Here is a 22,459-nt window from a genome sequence, read left to right as displayed (position 1 = left end):
TCAGCCGGCTGATACTCAGTCCCTTCCGCGTCCCGATCTCACCGTCCCGCCGTCACCTGACGCGGGCCGGCGGGACGGTGTCCGCCCACAACAAACAACAACATCCGGAGTCCAGAATGCCCATCCAACGCCAGCACGGCGCCGAGCACCCCTACTGGCCGCTCGGGCCGCTCAAGGTCCGCCTGCCCTTCATCCACTACCGCTGGGAATTCGCGGAAATGGTGCAGGGCCTTTTCATGTTCGTTGTCAGCCTGGGCATGATCCCGCTGCTGATGAAATACCTCGGTATGCCCTATGACGCCGCGCTCGCCTTCTGCGTCGTCGCCGGCATCGGCTACCTCCTGCCCGCGCTGTTCGGCGTGCCGCTGGTGCCGGGCTGGATCACGCCGGCGATTCCGGTCGTCCTGCTCTTCCTGCAGAACTTCGAGCCCGGCCCGGAAGCGGTCAAGGCGATGTTCGCGCTGCAGGTCGAGGTGTTCATCATCTTCCTGTTCCTCGGCCTCACCGGTCTGGGCAACAAACTGGTGACGGTGATTCCGAACTCGCTCAAGAGCGGCATCATCATCGGCGCCGGCATCGCGGCGATGATGGGTGAGCTCAAGACCGGCGGCCGCATCGACAACACGCCGATCTCGCTGCTGATCGGCTCGATCGTATCGGCCTACATCCTGTTCTCGCTGTCCTTCAAGCACATCGTCGAAACCAACAAGCTCGCCAAGGCGATCTCCAACTTCGGCATGATCCCGGGCATGTTCATCGCCATGGCCGTGGGCTGGGTGGTTGGCGAGTACCCGCTGCCCGACATCCAATGGGGCATCACCCAGCCGGACTTCGGCGGGATGATGAACTACCTGGTGTTCAACACCGGCATGCCGACCACGGAGATGTTCCTGCTCGCGATTCCGACCGCGATCATCGCGTACGTCATCGCCTTCGGCGACATCCTGGTCGGCTTCACGCTGTGCAAGCGCGTCGACCACCTGCGCCCGGACGAGAAGATCGAGCTCGACGTCACCCGCGTGCACCTCGTCACGGCGATGCGCAACGGCCTGCATGCGCTGCTCGCCCCCTGGCCCGGCCTCGCCGGTCCGCTGTGGACTGCCGCCCACGCCACCGTTGCCGAACGCTACGCCCTGGGCCGCAAGGCGATGGACTCGATCTACTCGGGTGGCGGCACCTTCTGGATCACCGGCCTGATCGCCGTGTTCATCCTGCCGCTGGTGTCGGTGTTCAAGCCGGTGCTGCCGATCGCGCTGTCGCTCACCCTGGTGCTGACCGCCTACATCTGCATCATGGTGGGCATGGAAGAGCTGAAGAACTCGACCGAGCGCGGCGTGGCCGGCATCGTCGCGGTGACGCTGGCGATGCCCGACCCGAAGGCGACCGTGTATGCGGTGGTGATCGGCCTCGTGCTGTACTGGCTGATCGAGCGCCCCAACGCGGCGCAACGCGCCAAGGGTGACCTGTCGATCATCGGCGACAACACCGCCGACATCGAGGCTGGCGACGAGCACGGCGTCGCGCAGAAGACCTGACGCACCACCAGGCGGCGGGCCGCGTGCCTGCCACCACCCACGGGGCTGGAGCCGGTAGCCGACGCTACCAGCCCAGCCCCTTTCTCATGCCCAGCAGCACCGCCATGCCGAGAATGAAAGGCAGCCAGGGATTGCGCCAGCGCAGCGCCACCGCCAGCACCACCAGCCCGGCAGCGAACTTGGGATTGAGCGGTGACACCTCGCCGCCGTCGATCAGCAGATCGGGCATCACCAGCGCCGACAGCGCGGCGGCCGGCGCATAGCGCAGCGCGCGCTGCAGCGCCGGCGGCAAGCGCCCCTTCTCACCGAGCAGGATGAAGCTGCCACGCGTGCCCACCGTGGTCATGCCCATCAGCGCGAAGGCCACCCACAAGCTGATGCCCTCGATCACGACGGCCTCCCGCGCTGCTGCCAGTGCTCCGCGACGAAGCCCGCGGCAATGCCCACCGCGATCCCCGCCACCACGCCCAGGCGCAGCGGCAACCCGCGCAGCAGCACCGCGCCCAACCCGCCGGCGAGCGCCGCCACCAGCATCGGCCGCGTGCGCACCATCGGCAGCACCATGACCATCAGCGCGATCGTCACCATGAACTCGAGCGACCAGTCGCTCGGCATGAACTCGGCGCCGAAGATACCGAAGGCCGTGAACAGCTGCCACACGCACCAGTTGAAGGCCGAAGGCGCGATGTAGTAGCCCCAGCGCCAGTGCGGGTCCGCGGCGTTGAGCAGCTTGTCGGCGCCGACCGCGAACACGCCATCGACGAGCAGGTAGCTCGACGCCAGCCGGCGCGCCAGCGGCATGCCATGGAAGACCGGCGCGATCGCCGCGCTGAAGATGACGAAGCGCAGGTTGAGCGCGAGCGCGGTGAGCATGACCAGCCACAAGGGCGCGCCGGCGGCGATCAGCGGCAAGGCACCGAGCTGTGCGGTGCCTGCGTAGACGAGCAGGTTCATGCCGAGCGACTCGAGCTCGGTGAGACCGATCGAGCGCATCGCGATGCCGGTGACCATCGCCCACGGCAACAGACCCACCGAGATCGGCAGGAAGTCGCGCAGGCCCTCGCGCGCCCCTTGGCGAAATGCGGAATTCATAGGCGCTCCGTGCAAAAAGCGACGAAGCTTAGCAGCGATCCTGCCGGCGCGGGGCAGGCCTCAGAAGCCCAGCCCCTCTCCGGCGCCGGCGAGGGTGGCGATACCCAGGCCGAGGAAGATCGCCGCCGCGATGCCATGCACCAGCCTCACCGGCATGCGCGCCGCGATGCGGTCGCCGAGCAGCACCGCCGGCACGTTGGCGATCATCATGCCGAGCGTGGTGCCGGCCACCACCGCTACCATCGCCTGGTACTGCGCGGCCAGCGCCACCGTGGCGACCTGGGTCTTGTCGCCCATCTCGGCGAGGAAGAAGGCGATCAGCGTCGCCCCGAACACGCCGAAGCGCGGCAGCTTCGCGTCGTCCTCGTCGAGCTTGTCCGGGATCAGCGTCCACACCGCCATCGCGACGAAGGACAGGCCGAGCACCCAGCGCAGCGTCTGCGGCCCCATCAGCGTGGTCAGCCAGGCGCCAACCGCGGCGGCAAAGGCGTGGTTGGCGAGCGTCGCCACCAGGATGCCGAGCACGATCGGCCACGGGCGACGGAACTTGGCGGCGAGGATGAAGGCGAGCAGCTGCGTCTTGTCGCCGATTTCGGCGAGCGCGACGATTGCGGTGGAGACGAGGAAGGCGTCCATGGCGGGCGAGGTCGGCGAGGGGCTGGGGCGACGAATTTGTCGCGGCGCAGCATTCTACCGCTGTGTCGTTGTGGTGGGCCGGTGACCTGGTGCCTTTTCAAAGGGAACGCTGAGTCACTGCTGAGTTGTCGCGACTTCACGGCTCGTTGCGGGGACGCGAACGGCCTCCTCCTGATCAGGTCTTCATGCCATGTGCCGTCTCCACGTCACGCCTCGCGGCAGGAATACCCCGCGCGTCACCGGCGGATTTGTGCGCCACCGCTCGACGCTAGAACGCCCACCGAGCACAGGGGGCCAGCCCCCGCCTCGGTGCTAACGACCGCGCTCCATCGCCATCCGATACACCAGCGGCACCGCAAACAACGTCAGCACGGTCGAGAACCCCAGCCCCCACACGATGCTCGCCGCCACCGGCCCCCACATCAGCGACTTCCCACCCAGCCCGATCGCCAGCGACAGCAGCCCGCCGATGGTCGTGGTCGAGGTGATCAGGATCGGCACCACGCGCCGGCGCGCGGCGTAGATGGCGGCGTGCTGCACGCTCATGCCGGCCTCGCGGCGCTCGTTGGCGGCGTCGATCAGCACGATCGCGGCGTTGACCGCGATGCCGGTGAGCGCGATCACGCCGTACAGCGTGTACAGCGAAAGCGGATTGCCCGACACCATCAGGCCGAGGATCACCCCGGTGAAGGCGAGCGGCACGGTGAGCAGGATGATCAGCGGCTGCCAGTAGCTGCGGAACTGGGTGGCGAGGATCAGGTAGATCAGACCGATGCCGAGCAGGAACAGCTTGCCCATCGAGTCCAGGCTCTCCTGGATGTCCTCGAGCTCACCGGAGAAGTCCAGCTCCACGCCGGGGAAGCGCGGCTGCAGCTGCACCCAGGCCGCCTTCAGTCGGTCGTTGGCCTCGACGGTATCGATCACGCTGCGGTCGAGCTCGGCTTCTACGGTGATTGCGCGCGTGAGCTGGTAGTGGCGGATGTAGCCCTTGGACAGGCGCAACTCGTGATCCACCAGCTCGCCCAGTTGCACGCTGCGGCCGTCGCCCAGCGGCACCACGCGCTGCAGCAGCTCGGTGACGTCGTTGAGGCTTTCCTGGCGCGCGCGCACGATCACCTCGACCTTCTCGCCACCATCGCGGGTGGTGGCGACCAGCTCGCCTTCGCCGTACAGGCGCAGCAGGCGCGAGACCTCGGCGGGATTGATGCCGGCACGTGCGAGCTTCTCGCGGTTCAGCATCAGGCGCATCTCGCTGCGCCCGGGGACGTCGTCGTCGGTGAGGTCCTTCGCCCCGGGCAGCTTCGCCACCTCGGCGAGCAGGGCATCGGCGGCCGCGCGCAGTTCGGGGTAGTCGTCGGACTTGATCTTCACCGAGATCGGCTTCGCGGTCGGCGGCCCGCCCTTCATCTCCATGAACGAGAACCGGCCTTCACCGCCGAGCGCCTCGATCTGCGGCCGCACGCCGGCGATGATGTCGCCTGTGTCCCGCATGTCGCCTGCGCGCGGCAGCAGCGAGACCAGCACCTGCGCATACTGGTCGCCATAGACGGGCTCGGTGTCGGTGAATTTGAGGCCGGCATACGTCGCGATCGAGCGCAGCTCGCTGCCGTCGATCGCCTGCTCGAGCACCCGCGCCGCACGCTCGGCCTCGGCCAGGGTGCGCTCGGGCGTCACCCCGGCGGGCATGTCCACGCTGACGTAAAACAGCCGCATCGAGTCGAAGGCGAAGAACTGCACCTTCACCAGTCCGGTGGCGACCGCCCCGCCCGCCCCCGCCACCAGCAGGACCAGCGCCGCCGCCGCCAGACGCCGCCGGCGCAGCACGGCGACCAGCGCACGCGCGTACTTCACCCGCAGCCAGTGCGTCAGCCTCTCGCGCAGTACCTGTGCGCGGGTGCGCCGCGCCGGCCTCATGCCGAGCGCGAGGACGTGGGTGGGCAGGATCCAGAAGGCCTCGGCCAGGCTGACGAGCAAGCCGACCGTGACCACGAAGGGCACGATGAACATGAACTTGCCGAGGATGCCGGGCAGCAGCATCAGGGGCAGGAAGGCAGCGACGGTGGTCAGCACCGAGGACAGTACTGGCAGTCCGACCTCGCCCACGCCGCCGATGACCGCCTCGCGCGCGTCGTCGCCGCGCTGCAGGCGGTAGTAGATGGCCTCGACGATCACCACCGCGTCGTCCACCAGCATGCCGAGCGCGATCACCACGCCGAGCAGCACGGTCAGGTTCAAGGTGGAGTCGATCAGATCCACCGCGATGAAGGTGCCGGCGAGCGCGAACGGCACGCCCAGGCCCACCAGCAGCGCCAGCCGCGAACCGAGGAAGATCCAGCACATCACCAGCACCGCGAACAGGCCGAAGATCGCGTTCGACTCCATCACGCCGATCGCGTGGCGGGTGGCGTGAGTCTGGTCATCGATCACCGCCAGCTGGACCCCCTGCGCGGCGAGCAGCGGGTTGCGCTCGGAGGCGAAGGCCTGCAGGCGCTCGACCAGCTCCAGGGTGTTGGCGTCCACCTGCTTGGTGATCGACAGCATGATCGCCGGCCGGCCGTTGTAGCTCACCAGCTGGCTCGGGCGCTCGTGGCTGCGCACCACCTCGGCGATCTCCTCGAGCGCCACCCGGCCCTGCGGCGTCACCACCGCGGCCTGGGCGAGCGTCTCCGGATCGGGCGTCTTGCCCTCCATGCGTACCAGCCACTCGCGATCCTGCACCCGCACGCGGCCGGCAAGGGTGTTGCTGAACCAGGCCGCCACGCCGTCGGCCACCTGCGCCGGCGACAATCCCGCGGCGGCCACGCGCGCCGGATCGAAATCGACGTGCAGTTCGGGGTCGTCGAGCCCGGCGGCGATGACCTGGTCCACCCCGGCCAGGCCCTCGAGCTCCTTTTTCATCAGGAAGCCCGCGCGCCGCAGCGACTCGCCGCCGCTGCCGTGCAGGATCAGGATCGCGGTCGGGAAGCCATTCGAGCTGGTGATCTCCATCACCACCGGGTCGGTCGCATCGGGCGGCAGCTCGGCCGAGGCCTTGTTCTGGATCTCCCGGCGCAGGTCATTGACCCGCTTGTCGAACTGGCGTTCGGCGAGCTCCTCGAAGCGCACCAGGATCGAGGACACGCCCTCGCGGCTCGACGACGAGGCGAAGCGGATGTCCTTGACCTGCTTGATCGCGTCCTCGAGCGGCCCGGTGAGCTCGCGCTCGACGTCCTCGGCCGAGGCGCCCGGCAGCGTGGTGATGATGCTGACCCAGTTGAAGTTGATCTCCGGGTCCTGCGCGCGCGGCATGGTCAGGTAACTGAACAGCCCGCCGAGCAGCACCATCGCGAAGGCGATGTTGGCGAGCGGATGATTGTCGATCAGCCGTCCGTAGAGCCCCCTCACCGCACGCTCCTCACTGCCCGTTCACGCCGGCGCCCGACGTCTGGCCGTCGCGCAGGCCGAGCGCGAAGCGCCCCTGGTCGACCACCGCGGTCTGCAGCGGCCAGTCGACCGCGACCGGGCGTCCCGCCTGAGCGTGGGGGAGCGCGACGAACACCGGCTCGCCGGCGCGCACCACCCATGCCCCGAGCCGGCCGTCGATCTGCTGCAGGTAGGCCGGCGGCAGATGCGGCACGGTACTGCGCCAGCGCAGCTCGCCGGCGAGGCCGGGAGCGAGCGGCGCATCGCCCGCCGCCGCGGCGAGCACTACATCACGCGCCTGCCCCGCCGCCTCGACCACCGGCGACACGCGACGGATGCGCAGCGGACGGACCGTCTCGCCCGCGACCAGCGTCCACGCGCCGGCGGCCTGCAGGCTGTCGATCTGCGCCTGCGGCACGCGCGCGTGGATCTCGGCGTCCGCGGTCGCGGACAGGGTCAGCAGCGGCGTGCCGGGGGCGGCGAGGTCGCCGACCGCGGCACGCCGATCGCGCACCACGCCATCGTAGGGCGCACGGATCACGGTGCGCGCGAGCGCCAGCTCGGCCGCGGCCTGAGCTGCCCGCGCCGCATCACGCTCGCTCTGCAGCACACCGAGTTCGGTCTCGCGGATGCGCAGGCCGTCGGCGCTGATGAAGCCACGCGCGGCGAGCGCGCGCGACTGCTCGAGCTGGGCGCGGGCCAGCCGCAGCCGGCTGTCGATGAGCGCGATCTGGGCGCGCACGCGGTCGAGCTCGATGCGGAACGCGGCGTCGTCCAGCCGCACGAGCTCGGCGCCCCGCGCCACCGCTTCGCCGATGCGCGCCGGCATCGCGACCACGCGCGCCGACAGCTCGGCGGCGATGCGCGCCTCCTCGCGCGCCACCACGGTCGCGGGCGCGCGGAACTCGGGATAGATGGCGAGTTCGGCCAATGGGCGCGGCGACCATGTTTCGGCGTGCACGCCGGTCGACAGCGCGAGCAGGATGAAGGCGAGCAGTCTCATCGCGATTCGGTGGGAGCAAATGGAAGGCATTCGGCGGGCAGGGGCATCGGTTCGGGGGACTGGCACCCACCGCGCACCGGCGGCACGCGGACGGCGCCCTGCTCAGCCTTCGTCGATGACGCGAAAACCCAGGGTGGGCGCGCTGAAATCGTCGGGCGTGGCACCCAGGCCGATCTCGCCCTCGCCGTAGAGCGTGCAGGTGTCACGGCGCAGCATGACCGGGGCGGCGGAGCCGGTGAAGCGCACCCAGCTGCCGTTGCTGCTGAAGTCGGTAAGCAGGCACTGCCCGCCCATCCATTCCACCCGCGCATGCCGGCGCGAGACGCGCGGATCGTCGATGGAGAAGCCGACCCCCTCGCCACGGCCGATGATCAGCGGTGCGTCGTCGGCATGCAACTCGATGTGCTGGTCGAGGCGGTGGATGTCGACCCTGCGCGACGGCGGCTCGCCGTCGACCAGCTCGTGGAAGCCGAGCAGCGTGGTGAGCGTGGTCTCGGCCGTGCGCGCGAAGTCCACCCGCCACACCCGCATCGGTTCGGCCTTGCCCTTGATGCTGATGCGATCGAGGCTGTGGCAGGCGATGCGCAGCGACTCGGGGAGGCTGGCGAACACCGCCTCGCCGATCAGGGTCTCGCCGGTCTGCGCCCGGTCGCTCAGGCGCGCGGCCACGTTGACCGCGTCACCATAGCAGTCGCCATCGTGCTCGACGATCGGGCCGCGGTCGATGCCGGTCTTGACGCCCAGCGGCGCGCGGCGCAGCTCGACGCTGGCGAGCTCCTGGAGCACCTCCTGCAGGCGCGCACCGGATTGCACCGCCGCCACGGGATCGTCGAACAGCACCAGCACGCCGTCGCCCAGGTACTTGACCACGTGACCGCCGGCACAGGCGAGGTGCCGGCCGAGCGCGTGCGTACACCGGGTGACGATCTGCGTCGCCGCCACGTTGCCTGCCGACTCGAACAGACCCGTACTCCCCGTCAGATCGGCGAATACCACGGTCCGGACCGATTGCTCCACGCGCTCCCCCACCCTTTCGTTCTTGCGCGCAGCCCAAGACCCGCCGGCCACTGGCAGGGCGGGTCGTTGGACTGCGCAACGTCCGGATGCTAGCACTAAGCCTTGAATACGTCATCGCCGACCTGCCTGCGGGCCGCCCGTGCAGGCGCTTTGCGCGCCTGCGGGACGGGCCGCGAAGGCTGCGGGAGCGTCGCGCCGGAATCAGGCGGCGCGGAGCTCGCGCAGCGCGGCGGCGAGCATCGGCGCAATGTGCACGGCGTTGGTCGGATGCACGATGCAGTCGGTGCTCCATACCTCGCCGACCCCGGCCGCGCGGATGAGCGCGAGCGCGTCGCCCGCGAACAGGGCGTGGGTCACGGCGACGTCCACCGAGGCCGCACCCGCCGCACGCAAGCCTTCCGCCGTGCGCGCAAGCGTATGCCCCGAGCTGGCCACGTCGTCGAGGATGACCACCGCGCGGCCGCGCACGTCGGCGCCCGCCGGGAGCGCGATGTCCACGCGTTGGTCGTCGTGGCGGACCTTGGTGCACACGAGGTGATCGAGGCCGTGGCGCTGCGCGGCGGTCTCGACCCACTGCCGCGACTCGACGTCCGGCCCCACCAGCAGAGGCTGCGGCCGGTGTGCCACCGCGACGTCGGCGAGCAGGCCGGCGCCCGTGAGCGCGAGCGCATGCGCCACCGGAATCGCCTCGGCCAGGGTGGCGATGCGATGCAGGTGGGGATCCACGGTGATCACGGCGTCGAAGAGACCGGCGAGGAACTCGCCGACGATGCGCTGGCTGACCACCTCGCCGGGGCGAAATGCCTTGTCCTGGCGCATGTAGGCAAGATAGGGAGCGACCAGGGTCAGGTGCTGGGCGCCCTGACGCCCGGCGCTGCGCGCAACGAGCAGGAGCTCGAGCAGCTTCTCGTTGGGGCGATGCAGGCTGCGGTAGAGCACGACGCGTGCGGGGAGCGCCGCAGGCAGGCGCAGGCGAAGCTCGTCGTCCGGAAAACGGTGGCGTTCGATGACCGCCGTCTCGAGACCCGCTTCGCGGGCGAGGCGCGCGGCCTCGTCGGACTCGTCCTCGAAATGCAGCAGCAGGGTGTCTTCAGTCATCATCGGTGCAAGCCTACACCGCCCCCCGCGGACCTTGAAGCCGATCCCGCGCACGAGCGCGAACCAGTTCACACCCGCGCTTCCGGGTCCGCGCAAACGCCTCCGCCGGGCCTTGGCGCGGGGCGCCGCAGGCGCATCCAGCAGGCGTTTGACAAGGCCCTGGGGGCAGACTACAAAAAATGTGCGAGAAGGATAAAAAGCGCGCCTGACCCCCGCTTCATCACGGCAGCCCCTGGCGGGCCGCAGGAGACCAACATGCCCGACGTGCTGGCCCAGGACGCGCTCGCGGCGCTCGAGAGCGCCATCGCGGGCCTGTTGCCCGCCAGCCCGCCTGCGGGGATGACGCGCAGCCTGCGCATCGAGCCGCGCCGCCTGCGTCCGCTCGGACTCGGCGGCTACGTCGGCAATCATTCCGAACCGGATGCCGCGCTCTTCGGCCGCCGCGTGCTCGGCAAGGTGGCGATCAGCGTCGCCGGCGGCAATGAGACCGCCGCACGCGCCCATGTCGACGGCCTCGCGGCAGCGCTGCTGTGCCTGTCGCGCAAGGAACTCGCGACGCGCGGCCTGCACCGCCTCGAGCGCGTCGGCGTGGACGACCCGCGCACGCTCGCCTTCGACATCGATTTCGAGTTCATCCGCATACCCACGACAGGCGAGGACGTGATCACCGATCTCGTCCTCGGCATCGAACCCGACGGCTGACCGGCCCGGGTCGCAAACCGCATGGCGCGCAGCACGCGGCATGCATCGGCAATGCCCCGCGCGGGGCGAACGGACTCCCCAGCGGGGATCGAAGGAGCGGGCGATGGAAGAGAACTTTGCGGAACAGATCGTTCCCGGCACATTCATCCGGGTCCAGGCCGAGGGCTTGATCGCGCCCAAGGGCGTGAGCTTCGGCAACGTCGGCATCGTCGGCACGGCCGCGGCAGCCGAAGGCGTCACCAACGCCATCGGCCAGACGCACATCCTCGGCAGCATGGAGGACGCTGCCAAGCTCTACGCGCCCTCCGACGCGCTCGCCACCGGCGCGCAGAACCTGATGCGCGGCCTCGCGCTGCTGTTCGGCAACGGCGCACGCACCGTCTATGCCCGCGCCGTTGCCGCCGGCGCCGACCAGACCGCCTTCGCCAATGCCGCGGCCGAGCTGCTCAAGGACACGATCAACATCCTGATCGCCCCCGAGCTCGCCACCGCCACCGCGCTGCAGGTACTGCCGTCCGCGGTGAACACCGCCGAGGGCGACGGCAAGGACATGATCACCGTGATCGGCTCGGATGCCACCGCCGTCAGCGACGTCGCCGCCCAGGTCGCGGCCAACAAGCGCGTCGTGCTCGTCACCCCGGGCGTGCGCGCCTACGACCCCGCGGCCGGGGCGATGGTCGACCTCCCCGGCAACTACACCGCCGCCGCGGTCGGCGGCCTCATCGCCAGCCTGGCGCCGCAGGCCAGCCCGACCAACAAGGTGCTGTCCGGCGTCACCCAGCTCACCACCCGCTACAGCTACGGCCAGCTCAAGTCGCTGCTGCAGGCAGACGTCTGCCCGCTCGAGGACCGCCAGGGCATCCGCGTGGTGCGCGGCATCACCACCGAGGGCGCGGCCTTCTCGCAGATCACCACGCGGCGCATCGTCGACTTCGCCAAGGCCGGCATCCGCCAGGTCGCCAACCCCTTCGTCGGCCGACTCAACAACGAGCGCGTACGCACCGCGCTACGCGGCGCGCTCGACAGCTTCCTCACCACCATGGTGGTGGATGAGGCCCTCACCGGCTACCAGCTCGAGGTGACCGCCACGCGCGCCGACGAGATCGCCGGCCGCTGCATCGTCAACGTGGCCATGCAACCCACCTTCAGCATCGACTACATCCGCGTGACCCTGGCGCTGTCCTGAACACGCAGGCAAGGAGACCGACATGCCATCTGCCGCCAACCAGAACGTCTACACCGGTGCCGACGGCACCATCCTGCTCGCCCCCGCCGGCGACGGGCCCGAGGGCTCGGCCGCCGGCGCCGTGATCGAGGGCAACGACCTGATCCAGGTCGGCCGCGTCACCGGCGTCACCGTCCAGGTCAGCTCGGCGATCCGCCCCTTCCACGAGATCGGCCAGCGCTACGCGAGCGAGCTGCGCTCGGGCAACGTCAGCGTGAGCGGCCACATCGACCGCGCCTGGCTCAACGGCGCGCTGCTGCGCCTGCTGCTCGGCGAGGCGGCCGACCAGCGCCCGCGCGCCTCCTGGGTGCAGCCCGCGTTCAACATCACGCTGATGGCCGAGAACGCCGCCAGCCCGGGCACCAAGTCGATCGTCACCCTGCACGACGTCAAGCTCGAGCAGTGGAATCTCACCATGCCGGAGGACGACTTCGTCATGGAGGGCGCCGACTTCCAGGCGCTGTACGTGACCGTCCGCGACGAACGAGGCTGAGCCGATGAGCATGGCAACGCAGGCGCACCCGCCGGCGGTCGACGCGGCGCCCGAAGCCTACCTCGGCGCCGACGAGCTGCTCGCCGGGAGCGCCGCGACCTACGACATCGAGGTACCGGCGGCGCTGATCGAGGCCGGCCGCAGCGGCTTCGCCGGGCGGGTGCAGATCCGCCCGCTGACCGTGCGCGACCTGCAGCTGATCAGCCGCGCCGCGCGCGACAGCGACAGCCTGGCCGGCGCGCTGATGGTGCATGCGGCGCTGCAGCTGCCCGAGCTGTCGCTGCCGCAGGTGTCGGCGCTGCCGATCGGGCTGATGGAGTTCCTGCTCGCCGAGGTCAATCGCGTGAGCGGCCTCGCCGTCGCCCCCGCCGCGCTGGAAGAGGCCGCCGAGCAGCCGATCGCGCGCGCCGCCCACGTGCTGGCGCGCGAATTCGGATGGACGCCGCAGCAGCTCGGCGAGCTCACGCTCGGCCAGATCCTGCTCCACCTGCAGATGCTGCGCGAGGAGGGCGGCCGCCATGGCTGAACCGCGCGGACTCGCGGCCGCCCTTGCGCCCTTCCATGCGGCCAGCAAGCACCTGCAGACGACGCAGGCGCGGCTGTCCGCGCTGATCGCCGCGGTGACCGGCGTGGCCGTGGCGCGCACTGGCAATCTCGAGCGCCTGCCAACGGCGGCGCGCTTCAACCCCTTCGCCGTCGCTGTGCCCTTGAACCCCTTCTTAATGCCGAAATTCGTCGACGCAGCGAACGCCGCCGAAGCCGGCGCCAAGGCGCGCGGACGGCGCGCCGACACGGGCAAGCGGGCCGTGCCCACGGCCGCTGCACCCCCTGGCGGAAACGCGGGGGCCGCCGCAGCCGGCCTGGCCAGCGCCGCGGACAGCCTGCGCCAGGCGCCGGGCCGGGCACCGGACCTCCCGCCGTCGGCCGCAGCGCGCGCCGCCGCCGCGCGCGCAGAGCCCGATCGCACGCTCGCCGACACGGCCCGATCCGGGGCCGCTGCAGCGGCCGCCGCGGGCGCGTCTTCGGCGGACGCCCCGTCGGTCGGCGCGCTCATCGACGCCTTGCTGCAACGCCACGCCGCCCGGGCCGCCTGCCCCAAGGCCGGCCGCACGCCCGCGCGCACGGCCCGATCGGGCGCCGCCGCAGCGGCCGGCGCGGCCGAGTCTTCGTCCGGCGTGCAGTCGGTCGGCGAACTCATCAATGCCGTGCTGCAAGGCCACACCGCCGCCGGGCCCGAGGCGGGCCGTACGCTCGCCAACGCGGCCCGCTCCGGCGCCGCTGCGGCAGCCGGCGCGGGCAGGGCTTCGGCGGGCGCACCGTCGGTCGGCGCACGCGTCGGCGGCCTGCTGCAGCACCATGCCGCCCCGCGCCCGGACACCCGCCCGGCCGCGGACGCGCAGCCCACGGCGAGCGCTGCTTACACCCGCGCTGACATGCAACCCGCCGCCGACACACTGCGCACCCTGGTCGCGCCGCTGTTCCTGCGCCCGGCCCCAGACACCGGCGCCGGGCCTGCGGAGGCGGGCACGCCACGCGCAGCGGAACGCCTGCCGCTGCGGCGCGCGCCGTCGCGACTGCTCGGCGCGGCCGCGTCCGGCGCGCAGGCCACGGGCACACCGGTCGCCGGTGCCAGGGCCTGGGCAGCCGACGCTGAACCCGCATCCGGCCAGCCCGCCGACGGCCCCGCGGACCTCGCCGCCGGGCTCGACCGCCTGCTGCGCGAGCAGGCCTGGCTCAGGGGAGTGGATCTGACATGAGCCTCACCCCCATGCTCGCCGACTGGGAACTCCCGCGCGTGACCCGGCTGGAAACCCTCGAGACGCGCGACTTCCTCGAGCTCCCCGTGCCGGGGCGTGCCGGCAGCCTGTTCCAGGACCTCGATCGCCGCCCGGCGCGCATCGTCATCGAGGGCTCGGTGTTCGGCAGCGAGGCCGGGCTCGAGCTGCTCAACGCGGTGCGCGAGAAATACCTCGCCGGCGCGCCGATGACCTTCGTCTCCGACATCGCCACCGGCACCGACATCCAGTACGTGCTGCTGCAGCAGCTGCACGTGCAGGCCGAGGCCAGCGCGCCCGACCAGATCGACTACACGCTATGGCTCACCGAGTCGCCCCCGCCACCGCCGCCCACCGACGTGCTCGGCGGCATCGACACCGGCCTGCTCGATGACGCCGCCGGCCTGCTCGACCAGGCCATGGGCGCGATCGACGCGCTCGAGGCCCTCGGCAGCCTGCCGGCGATCTCCGACCCCACCGGGCCGCTGGCCGGCATCCTCGGCGACACCGCACCGGCGATCGGCCAGCTTGGCAGCATCGGCGCCGGCCTGCGCGGCCTGCTGGAGTGAGCGACCATGCCCGGACTGCTCGCACAACTCGACCTCAGCGCCTCCGGCGCCGACCTGTCGGCGATCGCGGGCGGCCTCGGCGGCGCCTTCGGCGATCTCGGCAAGCTGATCGCAAGCTGGCAGAGCGGCCCGCCGGGCGACTTCGGCAGCGCGCTGTCCGGGCTCGGCGGGCTGGCGGTGCCGCAGCTCTCCGGCGGTTTCGAATTCGGTGCCAGCTTCGGCAGCCTGCTGCCCAGCCTGCAGGGCGAGCTCGGCGGCCTCGCGCAGGGGCTGCAGGGCGACATCGCCGCCCTCCCCGGGCGCCTCGGCACCGACCTCCAGGCGGCCTTCGCGCCGCTGCTCGCGCGCATCGACCGGCTGCAGGCGCTGTTCGGCGGCGACTGGCGTTGCGGGCTCGGGATTGAAGCGGCCGCGGGTGATGGTGGCGGCGGTGGCGGCGGTGGCGGCGGTGGCGGCGGAGGTGGCGGTGGTAGTGGCTCCGGTACACCCGCGGACAGCGCCGGCGCCCTGAACGATGACCAGGTTGCTGCCGCGCGCACGCTGATCGACACCCTGCCCGCCGACCTCAGCGTGCCCAGCCTGCTGCGCTGGGTGCATGCCCGCGTCGGCACCTTCCGCCCGGGCTATTTCCAGCTCCGCTCGCTGCCCATCCTCGACGACCTGCGCGATCCGCTCGACACCCTGATCCGCTGGGACGACGCCAACGCCGCCGCGGTCCAGGCCGAGCTGGTGCAGACGGTGGCCCAGCTCGACGCGCTGATCGCCGCCAACACCCGGGGCTGCATCGACCGCGCGCTGCCGCCCGCCGACATCGCCGCACAGTCCGGCGTCGCCGTCGGCACCGCCGCTCGCAGCTTCGTGGACGCGATGAACGCGCTCGCCACCGCGGTGCAGGCCGGCAACGCCGCGAGCGCCGCAAGCGCGCTCGTCACCGCGCAGAGCGCGCGCACCGCCCTCGCCACAGCGAACGGCGCCGCGCTCGCCTCCAGCGCGACCGAGGCCCGGGCGCGCCTGATGTCCCGCCTGGTCGAACTGCCCAGCGCGCTTGATGCCGGCCTGTGCCGCACGCTGGTGCTGCTGCAGCCGCGCGCGAGCTTCGCCGACCTCACGGCGGGCATCGGCGGCCTCGCCGTCCCCGCACTGCCCGCCGACGCCTTCGCCCCGCTCACCGCGCTGATCGATGACGTGCGCGATCGGCTGCAGGCGGTGCTCGACCTGCTCGACATCGGCGCCGTCAGCGACCCGATCACCGAGGCGCTGGATGGCGCCCGCGACGCGATCGCCGCCGTCGAGCAGCAGCTCGCCGGCCTCGGCGCCAGCGCCGAGCGCGCCTTCGACAACGCCCGCAGCCAGCTCCAGGCGCTCGACCTCGCCAGCCTGCAACAGCAGCTCGAAGCCGCTTTGGAGCAGGCGGTCGCCGCCATCGAATCGGCGCTGGCGAGCGCACTGTCGCCCGCCACCTCGGCGCTCGGCGAAGCCTTGCAGGCGGCCGACACGGCGATGGACGCGATCGACCCCGAAACGCTCGCCGAACCACTGCGCCAGATCCTCGAGCCGATCGCCAACCTCACCCAGCAGGGCGAGGTCGCCGAACTCATCAGCCTGCTCGAGCAGATCAAGCAGCTCGCCGAATCCCTGCCGCGCATCTCCTTCGCCCCGGTGGCGGACGAGGTGATCGGCGCGATCGGCGAGCTCGAGGGCGTGCTGCGCGCGATCGACCCCGCCACGCTGCCCGCCCCCGGCCCCGAGCTGATCCGCGAGGCGATGGGCGTGCTGCCGCAGTCGCTGGTGCCGCTCACCGACCCGCTGGTGGTCGAGCTCGAGGTCCAGCTCGACGGCAGCCCGGTCGAGCTGCTGCTGCAGATCAAGGCCCTGCCCGAGCAGGCACGCGCACGCCTGCTCGCGCTGTCGCCGCGCGCTGCGCTGCAGCCGCTGCTGGCCGAGCCCTACGGCGTGGTGCGCGACGGCCTGGCCGCCTTCAGCCCGACGCAGTGGATGGAAGAGGCCGACCGCGCGCTCGCCGACACCCGCCAGCGCCTCGCCCGCCAGCTCGACGTCGCCGCCGTGCTGCAGCCGGCCGCGCAGGCCCACGCCGCGCTGATCAAGGAACTGGAGAAGCTGCGCCCGTCCACGCTGCTCAAGCCGCTGACCGACGCCGTGCGCGGCGCGTTGCAGGGGCTGGATGCCGCAGTGCCCGCCGGCGAGCTCGGCGATGCGCTCGGCAGCGTGCTGGCGCGCGTGCGCAGCTTCGGCAACACGCTCGACAGCGCGCTCGAGGTTGCCGACCACCTGGTCGACAAGCTCGGCGCGCTCGGCGACGGCGCCACCCAGCTCGACGCCTGGCTCGACGGCGTGCTCGCCAAGGTCCCCGAGACCGCCAGCGGCGAGCTCGCCGACGCGCTCCAGGCCCTGCGCACCACTGCGCTTTCCGCCAGCGCCGACGCCCTGCGCACGCGCTGGACCAGCGCCCGCAACACCCTCACCGCGGCGCTCCCGGCAGCCGGTGCCGACGCCCTGCTGCGCGAGCTCGCGCTCGCCCGCAGCCGCATCCGCGGCGGCCTCGGCGCGCTGCCGCCAGCCGACGCCAACGCCCTCTCCACCTTCCTCGACGCCCCCGCCACGCGCGCCGCCGAGGACGCGCTGATCGCCCTCGCCGCCCTCGAGCGCCGCCTGGCCGAGACCGACGCCCGCCTCGCCACCCTCCTCGACCAGCTCGGCGCGCGCTTCCCCGGCGCCGACGGTCCCTTCGGCGCGCTGCTGCCCGGCAGCCCGGCGCTTGTCCGGCAGTGGGTGCGCGAGGCGCTGATGCGCCAGTTCGGCCAGCCGCTGGTGCTCTTCCTCGACAGCCTGAAGCTGCTGGCGGCGCTGCTGCAGACCGCCGCGGCCGCGCTGCACGACCTGGTCGATGCGCTGCAGGCCAAGCTCGACGAACTGCTCGCCGCGCCGCAGGCGCTCGCCGACCTGCTCGCCGACATCGAGTCGCTGACCGACCGCATCGCCGGCCTCGACCCCGGCCTGTACGCGCAGCAGGTGGACACGCTCTACGCCGAGTTGCTCGCCGAGCTGCGCGCGCTCGACCCCGCCAGTCTGCGCCAGCCGCTGGAGGCCGCGCGCGACCGCCTGCTCGCGCGCATCTCGCTCGACACGGTGATCCCGCCCGCGCTACGCGCCCAGCTCGACGCCCTGCACCAGGACCTGCAGGCCAAGGTCGGCGCACTCGACCCCGACCCGCTGCTGCTGCAGCCGCTCGACGAGACCTGGCGGGCGACGGTGGAGCCGCTGGTCGCCGCGCTCGACATCAGCGTCTCGATCGAGCTCGTCATCGACTGGGTGCACAGCCTGCCGCCCGAGCTGCGGGTGCAGATCGGCCGCGTCGACCAGGCCTATGCCGGGCTGCTCGCCAGCGCGCCCGGCGGCAGCGGCGCCTCGGCGAGCGCCAGCGTCAGCGTCAGCGTGGGCAGCTAGGAGAACAGGATCATGCTCGGCTCCCTCCTGATCCAGCCACAGATGCTCGCGCGCATGCAGGGGCGCGGCGTGGGCGACGAGATGGCCGACGAGATCGTCGCCATCGCCCACCAGCTCTGCCTCGACCCCGCCGCCGCCGAAGCCGTGCTGCCGGCCTTCCAGGCCGCCGGCCAGCGCTTCGCCGATGCGCTCGTCGCCCGCCTCGGCCCGCGCCTGCCGCAGGCGCTGAACGAGCTGCGCGGCCTGATCGAGCCGGTCACCCAGCCCATCGCCAGCCTGGCAACGGGCGCCCCTGCGAGCGCCGGACCAGCCTCCACCGCCGAACTGCTCGAACGCCTCGCCGACGGCCTCGAGCGCCTGGCGCCGATCGCCGGCCTGCTCACCGACGCGCAGATCCGCAGCACGCTGCAGCGCGCCCAGCGCATCCTTACCGACACGCTCGGCCTCTCCCAGGCGGGCTTTCGCGCCGACTTCCTGGTGCTGCTCGGCGAGGTGCGCGCCGAGCTGCGCACCCACCCCGAAGGCGCCAGCGCCCAGGTGAAGGCGGTGCGCGAGGCCTTCGCCTGCCTGCTCAGCCGGCTCGAGCGCGACGTCTATCCGCGCTTCCCCACGCTCGACCTCGACCTCGACCGCCTCGCCGGCCTCCTCATCCGTGCGCTGCGCGAGACCCCGCTACCGGCGATCTCGGGCCAGGCCGAATGCCTGCTCGGGCGCATCGAGGCGGTGCTGCGCGTGCTCGCCGAGATCGCCCGCGCCGCCGCGGTCCAGACCCGAGGGGGGCTGCCGCGCGCGGCCATTCCGGCCGCGCGCCCGGCAGCCACGGCGCGCGGCCCCCGCAGCCGCAGTGCGCGCTCGACCGGCGTGCCGCCGCGCAGCCAGGACGGCCAGTACTGCTGGTACGCCTCGTGGCTGTATGCACGCCACCGCCAGGGCTTCCAGAACGGCTTCGGCACCGGTCTGCTGCAGAACATCACCCCTGGCTACCCGGGCGATGAAGTCTGGCTCACCACCGACCAGAAATGCCTGGTGCTGCGCCGCGCCACCGTGGACGATGCCGTGCTGCACCGCGCCGACGCGCCCTTCGCCTGGCACCAGGCGCCGCAGTTCGCCGGGCCAGCGAGCCGCGAGCACTTCAGCTTCGGTGCCATCTCGCCCGGCTTCCTGGAGGACTGGACGCGCGCCACCTCCATCCTGCAGAAGAGCGCCGCCGGCTTCTGGCATGCGGTGGCGATGGGCATGGGTGAGCGCGAATACGCCTGCAACATCCCGCTCTGGCTGTGGAACTGGACCGACGCGGTGGCGCGCGGCGCCGGCGAGGCCCCGCTGCCCTCGCTGATCGTGCGCTCGCTCGGCTGGGGGGTGGGTTCGAGCTGGCTGTTCTCGTCGCTGCTGCCGATGCTGACCGTGCTCGGTGGCTCCTTCGAAGGCGTGCATACCAAGACCACAGCCGGGCTCGGCTTCCTGCAATGGCTGACGCTGATCGGCGGCGACGCGCTGTCGGCGTACACCATCAGCGGCGCCACCCAGGGTGTGAACGACTTCTTCCTGTCGCTGTTCACGCTGATCAACCAGACCGGCCCCGACGGCCCGCCGGCGGTGGGCGACGACCTGCGCCCGGCCAACTGGCAGCGTGCCGACCCGGTGATCGGGCTGGTGAACCTCGCCATCGGCTTCGGCTTCCGCGCGCTGATCCCGCGCGACGACTACGGCCTGCCCTTCGACAACGACGGCGCCGCCGCCTTCGGCCCGCTTTACTTCCCGTGGATGCTGCTCGGCGCGCCGCTGATCAACGCCTTCGGCAACATGCTCGGGACCTTCATCGCGTGGGCAATCGCGCGCAACCACACCCCGGTCCAGCTCGGTGAGAAGGTCGGCCTGGGCGCGCTGTTCGGCACGCTCACCTTCATCATCGAGTTCTACAGCCAGCGCGACGGCAGCACCGACGGCGGGCGCTACAACCCGCGCATCGATCCCGACGACACGCCCTACCCCGACACCCGCAGCGACTTCATCGGTTACCCGGACAAGGCCGGCTCGCCCTACAACCTGCCCTATGCCGCCGACAGTGCGATGTACGTCGGCCAGGCCAACCTCGGCTTCTTCAGCCATGCGCGCTGGAACAGCTTTCCGCAGGTCTACGCCTACGATTTCGCGCACGACTTCGGCGATGAGATCCTCGCCATCCGCGACGGCACGGTGGTCGATTTCTTCGACTGGATCCCGGACAACATCAACCCGAACACGACCCAGGAGGCGACCGCGCGCACCGCCTCGGACGGCGTCATGGGCGCGAGCTGGCGCAACGACAACCCGGGCTGGAACTTCATCGCCATCCGCCACGACAGCCGCATCGACGCCCAGGACCGCGACCAGGGCGGCACCGCGGTGACGACCTACGCCGTCTATGGCCACGGCGCCACCGAGGGCGTGCGCGCGCTGTGGCAGGCGCTGTACGGCAAGACACCGCAGCAGATCATCGGCACCCGGGTGCGGCGCGGCAACCCGATCATGCGCGCCGGCAGCACCGGGGTGAGCTTCCACAACCACCTGCACCTGCACGTGCTGCGCGGCCCCGCGCCACCGGCCAGCCCCGAGCCGCTGGGCGCCACCCAGCTCGTCACCGACGGCGATCTCAGCGACTACACCCTGCCCTTCGTCTTCGCCGACGCCCCGGGCGACGGCGTGCTGAAGAACCTGCGCTGGTATCGCTCGCGCAACACCCGGACCACGGAGCTGCCGCCATGATCGGCGACGCGCTGATGGACAGCCTCGGTGGCGCACTCGGCGGCTCGACGGCTGCCGGCACGCTGCCGCCGCCACGCGCGAAGGTGTCGCGCGGCGGCGGTGCGCCCTCGGCCGGCGGCTTCGGCGCCGACCTCGTTGCGCTGCTCACCGGCCCTGCCCAGCCCGACCCGCTCACCGCCGCGCTGGTCGCGGCGGAGGTCCGCCTGCTGCCGGCACCGGCGCTGTCCGCGTGCCGGCTGCGCTTTCTGCCCGGCAGCGAATTCCCGGCGCTGGCGGCGGGCGACGTGCTCAAGCTGCAACTCGGCGCCGGCGACGATCCGCCGGCGGTATTCACCGGCCCGGTGACCTTGATCGGCGGCAGCAGCGGCGTGCTCGAGCTGGTGCTCGGCGCCGCGGCCGCGCCGCTCACCCGCGTGCGCCGCAACGCCGGCTACGAGAACCAGGGCTTCGCCGACCTGATGAAGCTGTGGGCGGGCGAAGCCAGCCTTACTCCGGGCGACATCGACGCCGGGCCCAAGTACGCCTTCCTTGCCATCGACGCCCAGGGCTCGCTGTGGGAATGGATGGCGCGCCTCGGCCAGGCGGCGGGCGTCCAGGCGTGGATGGACGCCGAAGGCCGGCTCAATGCGCGCGCCGCGCGCGGCCAGCCGGTGGCGACCTGGGGCTGGGGGCGCGACCTGCTCGGCCTGCAGGCCGAGCTGCACGACCCGGCGATCACCGCCTTTGCCGGCCTGCCCACCGGCAAGGCCAAGGAAGGCGCATGGAGCGCAGGCGAGAAGCCCGCCTCCGGCGCGGCGCCGGGCGGTGGCGGCGCGGCACCCGGCGGCGCCGGTGGCCTGGCCGGCGCGCTCGGTGGCTTGAACGGCGCGGGCGCCAAGCCCGCCGGTCGGGTGCACATCACCGTGCCCGGCTGTCCGGCGCTCGACATCGCCAGCCCGTTCGCGCTCGAGGGCTGCCCGGGCGGGCGCGGCGACGGCGACTGGGTGGCGGTGGCGGTCGAGCACCGCTTCGCCCCCGGCCAGGGCTTCATCACGCGCGCCACGGGAGTGCCGGCATGAGCGAGCTGTACGACACCCTGCGCCAGCTGATCCGGCGCGAGCTCGCCAGCCACCGCTTCGCCGAGATCGGCAGTGTGCAGGCGGTGTATCCGTCGGACCCCGGCCCTTACAGCGCCGACGTCGTGCTGCGCAGCACCGAACTCGTGCTGCGCCACGTGCCGGTCCTCACCCCGCGCAAGGGCTTCGCCAGCCTGCCCGAGGTCGGCGACCTGGTGCTGGTGCAGTTCATCGGCGGCGCGCTCGACCGCCCGGTGGTCGCCGGCACGCTCTACAACGAGTCCGACACCCCGCCCGAGAACGTCGAGAACGACTGGGTGCTGCAGCTTCCGTCCGGTGCCGACGCCAAGGACAGCGGCGTGCGCGTGGAGATCCGCCAGTCCTCGCCGATCGGCTTCACCGTCAGCCTCAAGGGCGACCGCTTCAGGATGGAGGTGCAGGACGACGACCCGGTGATGACGCTCAAGGTGGCCGACGCCACGGTCACCATCGACGGCGGCGGTGCGATCAAGATCGAGGCGCCCGGCGACCTCGACCTCAAGGCCGCCGGCAAGCTCACATTGAAGGCCGACGGCGACGCCACTGTCGAAGCCAGCGGCAACCTCGTGCTCAAGGGCGCGATGGTCAAGATCAACTAGGGCCAGCGA

General features: G+C 71.8%; 18 protein-coding genes. 11 read left to right on the top strand and 7 right to left on the bottom strand.

Annotated features, from left to right (window positions below; translation table 11 throughout):
* Positions 1-116: 116 nt before the first annotated feature.
* Positions 117-1,535, top strand: coding sequence for a solute carrier family 23 protein (locus tag AAG895_RS04165; RefSeq protein ID WP_345794298.1), 1,419 nt, complete (start codon positions 117-119; stop codon positions 1,533-1,535).
* 64 nt (positions 1,536-1,599) lie between these two features.
* Here AAG895_RS04165 and AAG895_RS04160 read toward each other — a convergent pair whose 3' ends face one another.
* The 7 genes from AAG895_RS04160 to AAG895_RS04130 form a co-directional block, all read right to left on the bottom strand.
* A complete protein-coding gene (locus tag AAG895_RS04160; protein WP_345795363.1) occupies positions 1,600-1,887 on the bottom strand; it encodes an AzlD domain-containing protein in 288 nt (95 codons plus the stop codon).
* 35 nt (positions 1,888-1,922) lie between these two features.
* Complete coding sequence (locus AAG895_RS04155; RefSeq protein ID WP_345794297.1) at positions 1,923-2,627, bottom strand: AzlC family ABC transporter permease; 705 nt, start codon at positions 2,625-2,627, stop codon at positions 1,923-1,925.
* Positions 2,628-2,687: 60 nt separating this feature from the next.
* On the bottom strand, positions 2,688-3,263 hold the full coding sequence (locus AAG895_RS04150) for a TMEM165/GDT1 family protein (RefSeq protein WP_345794296.1): 576 nt from the start codon (positions 3,261-3,263) through the stop codon (positions 2,688-2,690).
* 312 nt (positions 3,264-3,575) lie between these two features.
* Positions 3,576-6,647, bottom strand: coding sequence for an efflux RND transporter permease subunit (locus tag AAG895_RS04145; RefSeq protein WP_345794295.1), 3,072 nt, complete (start codon positions 6,645-6,647; stop codon positions 3,576-3,578).
* Positions 6,648-6,657: 10 nt separating this feature from the next.
* Positions 6,658-7,668, bottom strand: a complete 1,011-nt coding sequence (locus AAG895_RS04140) for an efflux RND transporter periplasmic adaptor subunit (protein ID WP_345794294.1) — start codon at positions 7,666-7,668, stop codon at positions 6,658-6,660.
* 102 nt (positions 7,669-7,770) lie between these two features.
* Positions 7,771-8,685: an adenylate/guanylate cyclase domain-containing protein gene (locus AAG895_RS04135; protein ID WP_345794293.1), complete on the bottom strand. Its 915-nt coding sequence runs from the start codon at positions 8,683-8,685 to the stop codon at positions 7,771-7,773.
* A 201-nt stretch (positions 8,686-8,886) separates the two neighbouring features.
* The gene (locus AAG895_RS04130; protein WP_345794292.1) at positions 8,887-9,786 is read right to left on the bottom strand and encodes a ribose-phosphate diphosphokinase; all 900 of its coding nucleotides are present in this window, start codon (positions 9,784-9,786) and stop codon (positions 8,887-8,889) included.
* A 252-nt stretch (positions 9,787-10,038) separates the two neighbouring features.
* On the opposite strand from AAG895_RS04130, the gene AAG895_RS04125 reads away from it, so the two are divergent.
* From AAG895_RS04125 to AAG895_RS04080, 10 genes are all read left to right on the top strand, one after another.
* Positions 10,039-10,485 carry a hypothetical protein gene (locus AAG895_RS04125; RefSeq protein WP_345794291.1) on the top strand — a complete coding sequence of 149 codons (447 nt, stop codon included), beginning with the start codon at positions 10,039-10,041 and terminating at the stop codon, positions 10,483-10,485.
* A 103-nt stretch (positions 10,486-10,588) separates the two neighbouring features.
* Positions 10,589-11,671: a phage tail sheath C-terminal domain-containing protein gene (locus AAG895_RS04120; RefSeq protein WP_345794290.1), complete on the top strand. Its 1,083-nt coding sequence runs from the start codon at positions 10,589-10,591 to the stop codon at positions 11,669-11,671.
* 22 nt (positions 11,672-11,693) lie between these two features.
* Positions 11,694-12,203 carry a hypothetical protein gene (locus AAG895_RS04115; protein ID WP_345794289.1) on the top strand — a complete coding sequence of 170 codons (510 nt, stop codon included), beginning with the start codon at positions 11,694-11,696 and terminating at the stop codon, positions 12,201-12,203.
* 4 nt (positions 12,204-12,207) lie between these two features.
* The gene (locus AAG895_RS04110; RefSeq protein WP_345794288.1) at positions 12,208-12,729 is read left to right on the top strand and encodes a hypothetical protein; all 522 of its coding nucleotides are present in this window, start codon (positions 12,208-12,210) and stop codon (positions 12,727-12,729) included.
* Positions 12,722-13,960: a hypothetical protein gene (locus AAG895_RS04105; RefSeq protein WP_345794287.1), complete on the top strand. Its 1,239-nt coding sequence runs from the start codon at positions 12,722-12,724 to the stop codon at positions 13,958-13,960. The genes AAG895_RS04110 and AAG895_RS04105 overlap by 8 nt, the downstream gene beginning before the upstream one ends.
* Positions 13,957-14,547, top strand: a complete 591-nt coding sequence (locus AAG895_RS04100) for a hypothetical protein (protein ID WP_345794286.1) — start codon at positions 13,957-13,959, stop codon at positions 14,545-14,547. Before AAG895_RS04105 ends, AAG895_RS04100 begins: the two co-directional genes overlap by 4 nt.
* A 6-nt stretch (positions 14,548-14,553) precedes the next feature.
* A complete protein-coding gene (locus AAG895_RS04095) occupies positions 14,554-18,012 on the top strand; it encodes a hypothetical protein (protein WP_345794285.1) in 3,459 nt (1,152 codons plus the stop codon).
* A 12-nt stretch (positions 18,013-18,024) separates the two neighbouring features.
* Positions 18,025-20,757, top strand: coding sequence for a M23 family metallopeptidase (locus AAG895_RS04090; protein ID WP_345794284.1), 2,733 nt, complete (start codon positions 18,025-18,027; stop codon positions 20,755-20,757).
* Positions 20,754-21,815, top strand: coding sequence for a hypothetical protein (locus AAG895_RS04085; RefSeq protein WP_345794283.1), 1,062 nt, complete (start codon positions 20,754-20,756; stop codon positions 21,813-21,815). The genes AAG895_RS04090 and AAG895_RS04085 overlap by 4 nt, the downstream gene beginning before the upstream one ends.
* Positions 21,812-22,450 (top strand): phage baseplate assembly protein V, encoded by a 639-nt coding sequence (locus AAG895_RS04080; protein WP_345794282.1) that lies wholly within the window; start codon positions 21,812-21,814, stop codon positions 22,448-22,450. The genes AAG895_RS04085 and AAG895_RS04080 overlap by 4 nt, the downstream gene beginning before the upstream one ends.
* Positions 22,451-22,459: the final 9 nt, after the last annotated feature.

This window comes from Thauera sp. JM12B12 (assembly GCF_039614725.1).
Taxonomy (GTDB): domain Bacteria; phylum Pseudomonadota; class Gammaproteobacteria; order Burkholderiales; family Rhodocyclaceae; genus Thauera.
Note: the sequence above shows the minus strand (reverse complement) of the source record. Positions and strands in the feature narration are given on the sequence as shown.

What these genes read in the sequence shown, in the direction of transcription:
- AAG895_RS04090 (WP_345794284.1), top strand. Translation starts at nt 18,025, where the DNA reads ATGCTCGGCTCCCTCCTGATCCAGCCACAGATGCTCGCGCGCATGCAG.
- AAG895_RS04140 (WP_345794294.1), bottom strand. Translation starts at nt 7,668, where the DNA reads ATGAGACTGCTCGCCTTCATCCTGCTCGCGCTGTCGACCGGCGTGCAC.
- AAG895_RS04155 (WP_345794297.1), bottom strand. Translation starts at nt 2,627, where the DNA reads ATGAATTCCGCATTTCGCCAAGGGGCGCGCGAGGGCCTGCGCGACTTC.
- AAG895_RS04105 (WP_345794287.1), top strand. Translation starts at nt 12,722, where the DNA reads ATGGCTGAACCGCGCGGACTCGCGGCCGCCCTTGCGCCCTTCCATGCG.
- AAG895_RS04125 (WP_345794291.1), top strand. Translation starts at nt 10,039, where the DNA reads ATGCCCGACGTGCTGGCCCAGGACGCGCTCGCGGCGCTCGAGAGCGCC.
- AAG895_RS04080 (WP_345794282.1), top strand. Translation starts at nt 21,812, where the DNA reads ATGAGCGAGCTGTACGACACCCTGCGCCAGCTGATCCGGCGCGAGCTC.
- AAG895_RS04120 (WP_345794290.1), top strand. Translation starts at nt 10,589, where the DNA reads ATGGAAGAGAACTTTGCGGAACAGATCGTTCCCGGCACATTCATCCGG.
- AAG895_RS04095 (WP_345794285.1), top strand. Translation starts at nt 14,554, where the DNA reads ATGCCCGGACTGCTCGCACAACTCGACCTCAGCGCCTCCGGCGCCGAC.
- AAG895_RS04115 (WP_345794289.1), top strand. Translation starts at nt 11,694, where the DNA reads ATGCCATCTGCCGCCAACCAGAACGTCTACACCGGTGCCGACGGCACC.
- AAG895_RS04130 (WP_345794292.1), bottom strand. Translation starts at nt 9,786, where the DNA reads ATGATGACTGAAGACACCCTGCTGCTGCATTTCGAGGACGAGTCCGAC.
- AAG895_RS04100 (WP_345794286.1), top strand. Translation starts at nt 13,957, where the DNA reads ATGAGCCTCACCCCCATGCTCGCCGACTGGGAACTCCCGCGCGTGACC.
- AAG895_RS04150 (WP_345794296.1), bottom strand. Translation starts at nt 3,263, where the DNA reads ATGGACGCCTTCCTCGTCTCCACCGCAATCGTCGCGCTCGCCGAAATC.
- AAG895_RS04165 (WP_345794298.1), top strand. Translation starts at nt 117, where the DNA reads ATGCCCATCCAACGCCAGCACGGCGCCGAGCACCCCTACTGGCCGCTC.
- AAG895_RS04110 (WP_345794288.1), top strand. Translation starts at nt 12,208, where the DNA reads ATGAGCATGGCAACGCAGGCGCACCCGCCGGCGGTCGACGCGGCGCCC.
- AAG895_RS04085 (WP_345794283.1), top strand. Translation starts at nt 20,754, where the DNA reads ATGATCGGCGACGCGCTGATGGACAGCCTCGGTGGCGCACTCGGCGGC.
- AAG895_RS04160 (WP_345795363.1), bottom strand. Translation starts at nt 1,887, where the DNA reads ATGGGCATGACCACGGTGGGCACGCGTGGCAGCTTCATCCTGCTCGGT.